Raw genomic sequence first — 7,016 nt, 5'->3', positions numbered from 1 at the left:
CGGTCGCCGGGTTCGTTTCCTGAGCGGAGTCGAAGGGAACGAACCCGGCGACCGGGCTTACAGCGTCCCACCGAACCCGTTGGCTTCGACTCCGCTCAGCCAACGGGTTCGGCGGAACGCCGCCTTACTGGCGTCGATGCTGATTCTAAACGCCTGCGGCACGCCGCCCGAGACCGCCGACAGCCGCTCCTCCGACGCCGTGCTGAGCGAGGCCGACACCGCCGATTTCCGCCGGGCCTACGAGCCGGTGCCCATGAGCTTCCCCGCCGACCACGGTCCCCACGACGATTTCCGCGACGAATGGTGGTACATCACCGGCAATCTCGACGGCCCGGCATCGCGCCGGTTCGGCTTCCAGATCACCTTCTTCCGGCACGGATTGGTGGCCCATCCGGTGAACCGCCCGTCCCACTGGGCGGGCCGCAATGTCCACATGGCCCACTTCACCCTGACCGATGTGGCGAGCCAGCGCTTTCAAGCCTTCGAGCGCCGCGCCCGGGGCACCCTCGGGCTGGCCGGGTCGGAACTGGGGCCATTCCGGGTCTGGCTGGAGGATTGGCGGCTGGAATCCCTGCGCGGCGATGACTGGCCTTGGCGGCTGCAAGTGCGGGAGGACGGCTACGCGCTGGATTTGACCCTCACTTCGGCCAAGCCGATGGTGCTGGAAGGCCGCGACGGGCTGAGCCAGAAAAGCCGCGAGCCGGGCAACGCCTCCTATTACTACTCCGGCACCCGGATTCGGGCCGAGGGCACGCTGAGCTTTGACGGCCAGACTTTCCCGGTGACGGGGCTGGCCTGGCTGGACCGGGAATGGAGCACCAGCGCCCTGGCCGATTACCAATTGGGCTGGGATTGGTTCTCGCTGCAACTGGACGAGGGTGCCGAACTGATGTTCTACCGGATGCGCCACAAGGACGGGAGCATCGGCCCCTTGAGTACCGGCGCTTGGATCGACGCCGGGGGACGCAAGACGGCGCTGGCTTTGGACGATGTGGAACTGGTCCGCCTGGATGACTGGACCGCGCCCGGCGGGGTGGTTTATCCGGCCCGTTGGCGGCTGACCGTCAAGCCGCTGGGGAAGCGCTTCCTGGTGCAGCCCGCCGTCGCCGATCAGGAATTGCGGGTCAGCGTGCGTTATTGGGAGGGGGCGGTGGATGTGTTGGACGCCGACCAATCCGGGCGGCGGTTGGGGCGGGGCTACATGGAATTGACCGGCTATGCGCGGGCCACGCAGAAGGATGTGAGCCAGTTGGGAGAACGGTAGGCGATGGTTCAGGCGTGGGTGGGCATGTATTCATGCCCGCCCTCACTGCCATTAAGGCGATTTCCGAAAATGCTTGTCACCGTTGATCTGGATGTAGGATGGTTGGAGCGTACTCGCGAAACCCATCGAGCCGGACACAGGGTGATGGGTTTCGCTTCGCTCTACCCATCCTACAGGTATGTCTTTTCCTGGAAATCGCCTTAATGGCAGTGATGCCCCCACCCTTACATATTTGGATCAAGCCGGGCGGTCAGGTCGGGCTAAAGCCCGACCTACAATCCCCCGCGCCTGGGCCGCTCCGCCCGACTTCAAGGCGTCCAACAAACCCAGAAGCACGTCCACGCAGACCGGCTTCACCAAGTAGTGGTCGAATAGGCCATCGCTCAAGGCCCGCTCGCGGTGGCCGCTCTGGCCGTAGCCCGTCATGGCGATCAGCGTCGGCGCCGGTTCGTCGCGCTCCTCGCGGATGCGGCGGGCGACCTCGAAGCCGTCAATCTCCGGCAGGCCAATGTCCAGCACCACCACGTTCGGCGCGTAGTCCCGGTAGGTTTCCATGGCCGTGAAGCCGTCGTGGGCCATCCGGGTCGTGTAGCCTTCCAGAACGAGCAATTCGGCCATGGATTCCGCGGCGTCGTGGTTGTCGTCCACCACCAGCAGCCGCAGGTCGTGGCGGGGCGGGGCGGGCGGACTCGGCGTGGGGCTGAGGTTTTCCGCCCTGTTGGTTTGGGCGGGGAGCAACGGCAGATGGATGATGAATTCGCTGCCCTGATCCAGCCCCGCGCTGTGGGCCTCGACGCGCCCGCCGTGCATTTCGGTCAGGCTTTTCACCAGGGACAAGCCGATGCCCAGCCCGCCGTAGGAACGGTCCAGCCCTTGGGTCACTTGGGCGAACAGGCCGAAGATGTGCGGCAGTTCTTTCTGGGCCAGGCCGATGCCGTTGTCCCGCACGGCGATGTCCGCCTCGCTGCCGTTGTCCCGGACCGTGATCGAAATTCGGCCACCGCTGGGCGTGTATTTGATGGCGTTGTTGACAAGGTTGGAGAAAACCTGGGTCAACCGCACCTCGTCCCCATCGACGCGCAGGGGGTGGGACGGCAGGCTCAGGGTGAGCGCGTGCCGTTGTTGCTCCGCCACCGGGCGGTGGTTCTCCACCACCTGGGCGATGATCGGCGCGAGGTCCACCGGCCTCCGCTTGAGGGTGATCTTGCCTTGGGCCAGGCGCGAGGCGTCGAGCAGGTCGTCCACCAGCCGGGCGAGATGCTGCGCCTGCCGTTCGATCATGGAGAGCGGCACCTGCATTTCGGTGATTCCGGCGCTCTTGAGCTTAAGCACCTGGGTGGCGGTCCTGATGGGGGCCAGCGGGTTGCGCAGCTCATGGGCCAGCATGGCGAGGAATTCATCCTTGCGCTGATCCGCCTCGGCCAGGATGGCGTTGGCTTCCAGGAGTTCGTGGGTGCGGTCGGCGACCTTGCTTTCCAGTTCGTCGCGGGCTTTCTCCAGGGCCGCCTGGGTTTCCCGCAGGGCGCTGATGTCGGTGACCAGCGCCACGCAGGCACCTTCCACATCCTCCGAGGGAATCCGGCTGATGGACACCAGCACTCGAACCTCGCCGGTCAAGCTCAGATCGCCCCGGCTATGGCCGTGTCGGCATCCCGCTTCGAACAGGCGGCTGAACGGCCCGGCGTCGCTCGGCGCGATGAATCCACCCAAGGGGGCGCCGATGACTTTTTCCAGCGGCGTGCCCACCATGTCCGCGAAGCGCCGGTTGCAATAAAGGATGATGTGGCCGGGGTCGAGGACCAGGGCGCCCTCGCTCATGGCCTCGATGAGGCAGCGGTAAATCTGGTCGGCGTCCTTGAGGGTGAAGATGCGTTCCTGGTCGCCGCTCCGCACCACGACGGCGTCCACCTCGCCCATGCGGATGGCCCGGAGCGCTTCCCGGACCTCTTCGAGTTGTAGCGTCAGGTCATGGACTTGCAGCAGCAACGATCCGCAATCCTTGGCCGGGGCGCTCATGCCTCGTCCCCTGCGTCTGGCTTGGAGCCTATGGCTAGGCTCAGCAGGACTTTATCCGTGTCGGATAAGTCGCCAATGAGCCGTTGCACCGGCAGCGGAAGCTTCTTCACCAGGGTGGGCGCCGCCACGATGTTCTCCGCCACGGCCAGTTCCGGTTGTTGATAGATGTCGATGACTTCCAGGTCGTACCGACCGGCCAGGTGCTCTTCGCAAATCTCCTTGAGCCGGGCGATGGACCGCAGCGAACTCGCCCGGCCACCGGCCACGTAGAGCCGGAAGGCGAAGCGCTCGCGGGGCGGCTCGGACCCCGGCGCGGGGGATGGAGTGGGCGGCTGGGCCGGGTGATTCCCGTTGGAGTTTGTGTGCATGGCCTTACTTAGTTCTGGTCGCGGCGCGGGCGGAGGTCCAGACCCACCAGAACCCGCTCGGTGTTGGAGAGGTCGCCGATGATCTTGCGGATCGGCTCCGGCAGTTTCCTGACCAGGGTCGGGATCGCCAGAATCTGATCGCCCCGCGCCAGTTGTGGATTTTCCATGAGGTCGATGATCTCTATCCGATAGCGGCCCGCCAGATGCGCCTCGCAAAGCTTCTTCAAGTTGGCGAAGGCCGCCAGCGATTTGGGCGTCTGGCCCGCCACGTACAGCCGCAAATCCCAGAACTCGTTGTCCGGGGGCGCATCGCCATGGTCCGGGACTTGCCCGGCGGCGGTTGGATTGTCTTCTGGGCCGGTCATGCGCCTGCTCCCGACCAAGGCATTGCCTTATCGCTATCCGCTTGGCGGAGCCGTGCGTACTGCGCCCGGTCTGTCCGGGATAAGCCTTCGTTGGTCTCGGTTTGGACCGCTAAACGGAGGATTTGGTCTTCCTCGGACTCAATCTCCGCCTGTAAGGCCAGGATTTGTGCCTCCAACGCTTGGCGCCTTCGATCCGCCGCCCGCCGCCGGGCTTCCAGTGCCTCGCGCCGCGCCGCCGCGTCGGCCTCTTCCCGGACCTCCTGGGCGTAGCGCGCCGTGCCGGTCAGCACGCCCATCGGCCCGAGATAACAATCCACCAGTTCGATCCCGGCGTCGCTGAGGCGGAATTCGCGAATCTGGTTGGAATGGGCCATGCCCCGCGATTTCAGCACGTATAAAATCCGGTTGCGCTCGCCGTTGCCCTCCTCGAGGGCGCGCAGGCCAATCCAGGTGTCCATCACCGAGGAAACCCTGAGTTCGGTGTTCTCGGTGTCGAGACGGCCTATGGTGAGGCTGGTGAAGAGCGCGGTGATCTGGCGGTTCTTGAGGAAGTCGATCAGCCGCGTCAGCATCGACCTGATTTCGGAGGGCGTACCGCTGTCGACTAGGTTGGTGATGGGATCGACCACCACGGTGCCGGGCTGGAACCGTTCGATGGCCCCGAACATGGTCGCCAACTGGGTCTCCAGGCCAGCGGAGGTGGGCCGCGCGGCGAAGAACCGCAGCCGTTCCCGCTCGACCCAGGTGCGCAGATCGACGCCGATGGAGCGCATGTTGCGGGCGATTTGGTTGGGCGATTCCTCGAAGGCGAAATACAGCGCCCGTTCGCCACGGTCGCAGGCGGCGGCGGCGAAGCGGGCGGCAAGGCTGCTTTTGCCGGTGCCGGCGGTGCCCGTGACCAGCACGCTGCTGCCTCGATACACGCCCAGTCCGCCCAGCATGGCGTCGAGCCGTGCGACGCCGGTGGACACCCGCTCATCCGAAACGTCTTGGTCCAGCCGCAGCGAGGTGACGGGGTATACGGAAATGCCCCGCTCGTCGATGAGGAAGGGATATTCGTTGGTGCCGTGGTGGGTGCCCCGGTATTTGACCACCCGCAGCCGCCGGGTGGAGATTTCCTCGCGGACCCGGAAGTCCAGCAGGATCACGCAATCGGAGACGTATTCCTCCAGGCCGTGGCGGGTCAGTTGGCCCTCGCCGCGCTCGGCGGTGATGAGGGTGGTGACGCCCCGGTCCTTGAGCCAGCGGAACAGCCGCCGCAGTTCGGCGCGGAGGATGGCCTCGTTGTTCAACCCGACGAACAGCGATTCCAGGGTGTCCAGCACCACCCGCTTGGCGCCGACCCGGCCGATGGCGTCCGCCAGCCGGATGAACAGCCCTTCCAGGTCGTACTCGCCGGTTTCCTCGATTTCGGCGCGGTCCACCCGCACATGGTCGATGAACAACCGGCCCTCGGCGTGCATCTCGCCCAGGTCGTAGCCCAGGGAGGCCACATTGGCGGTCAGTTCTTCGGCGCTCTCCTCGAAGGCCATGAGCACGCCGGGTTCGTTGTAGTGCAGGATGCCCCGCGCCAGGAATTCGATGCCCAGCAGGGTCTTGCCGCAGCCGGGACCGCCGCAGACCAGGGTGCTGCGGCCCGTGGGCAGTCCGCCCAGGGTGATCTCGTCCAAGCCTTGGATGCCGGTCGGGGTCTTGGGCAGGGGATGCGCGGTGACGGACGCTGGCAGCATGAATCTGTCCTAAATAAAGGGGGTGGCCGGGCAAGCGGGAGGGGGGCGGATTTTCGGCCATGCTCCGGACCCGGGGAGATGATTTTGGAATTCTATCAGAAGCCTTCGGGTGGGAAGGGGATGGGTAGGGTTCGTCACGTCAAAAGGTGGCGGTGGGATGGGTTTGGAACGGGTTCCTGTTTCAACGGCGCAAAAAGAAAAAGGCTTGGCGCTTCCGCGCAAGCCTTTTTGTATGTTTGGTGATGTGGTGCCCCGGGCCGGACTCGAACCGGCACGCCGGTAAAGGCGAGGGATTTTCTTACCACTATGGCTTTCGCCACCTCTATTTACTATATAAATCGAGTTTGTGGTCTGGACTTTATCTTCACCCTATAATGGTTGTTGCCATTACTTAGGTGGTGCCTGTTAAGTCTCTACACTTTCTAAAGGCATATCGAGGTTATCTACCTTTAGCTTAGCTCGGTATTAGCAGCGAAGCCTTCACCGAATTTAAGCACATTCACCTATTAGGTTTCCCAGTTAGGTGCTCAAATTTTCTCAAGTCCCTTGTGTCTACCGATTCCACCACCGGGGCGGGCTGACAACTTGCGGAGGGGCTGAGCCGTTCTCCGCCAAGTCAAAGCGGGGCGGAGTTTACCATTCTAGGCGGGTTCCGGGAACCTCTGTTCTTTCCCGCCGCCCTCAGAAATCGTCATCCAGTGCCAGCGTGCGGAATTCGGGATAGGCCCGGAACTGTTGTGCCAGCCCCTCTTTGCCGTGGATTTGGAATAGCCCGTGGAAACTGGAATGGGGGTAGTCCTTCAGGTCGGTGGTGTAGCGGTGTTTGATGGGGTTGTAGAGCAGGTAGTTGAGGCGGAGAAGAAAGTCGCGGTCGTCGCGGGGGCAGTAGTCCCAGTAGTTCCACCAGACGGGTAGGGCGCATTGGGTCGCTTTGGCGATGTCGCCGGACGTGCCGCCGTGTATTTGCCGCATGAGTTCCGTTAGGTCTTCTCCCCGGCGGCTGCGTAGCATCAGGTGGTAGTGATTGTCGAGAATCACCCAATGCTCCAAGGTCCAGCCGAAATGGCGGGTCGCCGCGATGATTTTGTCGAGTAGCCGCTGTTTCAAGTCGGCGTGCTGTAGGAGTCTGCGTTTTTGGTAGGTCGCGCCGGTGAGAAAATAGGGTGTGTCGTCGAGGAATAGATGCGCTGGGGAATTGGGGTGGCGGCGCAGCATGGGGTGACTTCCGGCGGTTGGGGTTGTGGAAAATCCTGGAGTGCGAACAGTAGTTTTG

General features: G+C 63.8%; 6 protein-coding genes. 1 reads left to right on the top strand and 5 read right to left on the bottom strand.

Annotated features, from left to right (window positions below; translation table 11 throughout):
* Positions 1-1,264, top strand: a 1,264-nt coding sequence (locus tag ACXWUF_RS15735; protein WP_458495601.1) for a lipocalin-like domain-containing protein, incomplete at its 5' end; no start/stop codon positions are given.
* Between the two features lie 237 nt (positions 1,265-1,501).
* On the opposite strand, the gene ACXWUF_RS15730 is transcribed toward ACXWUF_RS15735, so the two are convergent.
* From ACXWUF_RS15730 to ACXWUF_RS15710, 5 genes are all read right to left on the bottom strand, one after another.
* Entirely contained in the window at positions 1,502-3,280 is a 1,779-nt protein-coding gene (locus ACXWUF_RS15730; RefSeq protein ID WP_458495600.1) for an ATP-binding protein, read from the bottom strand.
* Entirely contained in the window at positions 3,277-3,648 is a 372-nt protein-coding gene (locus ACXWUF_RS15725; RefSeq protein ID WP_458495599.1) for a circadian clock KaiB family protein, read from the bottom strand. Before ACXWUF_RS15725 ends, ACXWUF_RS15730 begins: the two co-directional genes overlap by 4 nt.
* Positions 3,649-3,656: 8 nt before the next feature.
* The gene (locus ACXWUF_RS15720; protein ID WP_458495598.1) at positions 3,657-4,013 is read right to left on the bottom strand and encodes a circadian clock KaiB family protein; all 357 of its coding nucleotides are present in this window, start codon (positions 4,011-4,013) and stop codon (positions 3,657-3,659) included.
* Positions 4,010-5,743 carry a circadian clock protein KaiC gene (kaiC, locus tag ACXWUF_RS15715; RefSeq protein ID WP_458495597.1) on the bottom strand — a complete coding sequence of 578 codons (1,734 nt, stop codon included), beginning with the start codon at positions 5,741-5,743 and terminating at the stop codon, positions 4,010-4,012. Before kaiC ends, ACXWUF_RS15720 begins: the two co-directional genes overlap by 4 nt.
* Before the next feature lie 681 nt (positions 5,744-6,424).
* Positions 6,425-6,958, bottom strand: coding sequence for an REP-associated tyrosine transposase (locus ACXWUF_RS15710; protein WP_458495596.1), 534 nt, complete (start codon positions 6,956-6,958; stop codon positions 6,425-6,427).
* Positions 6,959-7,016: the final 58 nt, after the last annotated feature.

This window comes from Methylomagnum sp., assembly GCF_054333355.1.
Note: the sequence above shows the minus strand (reverse complement) of the source record. Positions and strands in the feature narration are given on the sequence as shown.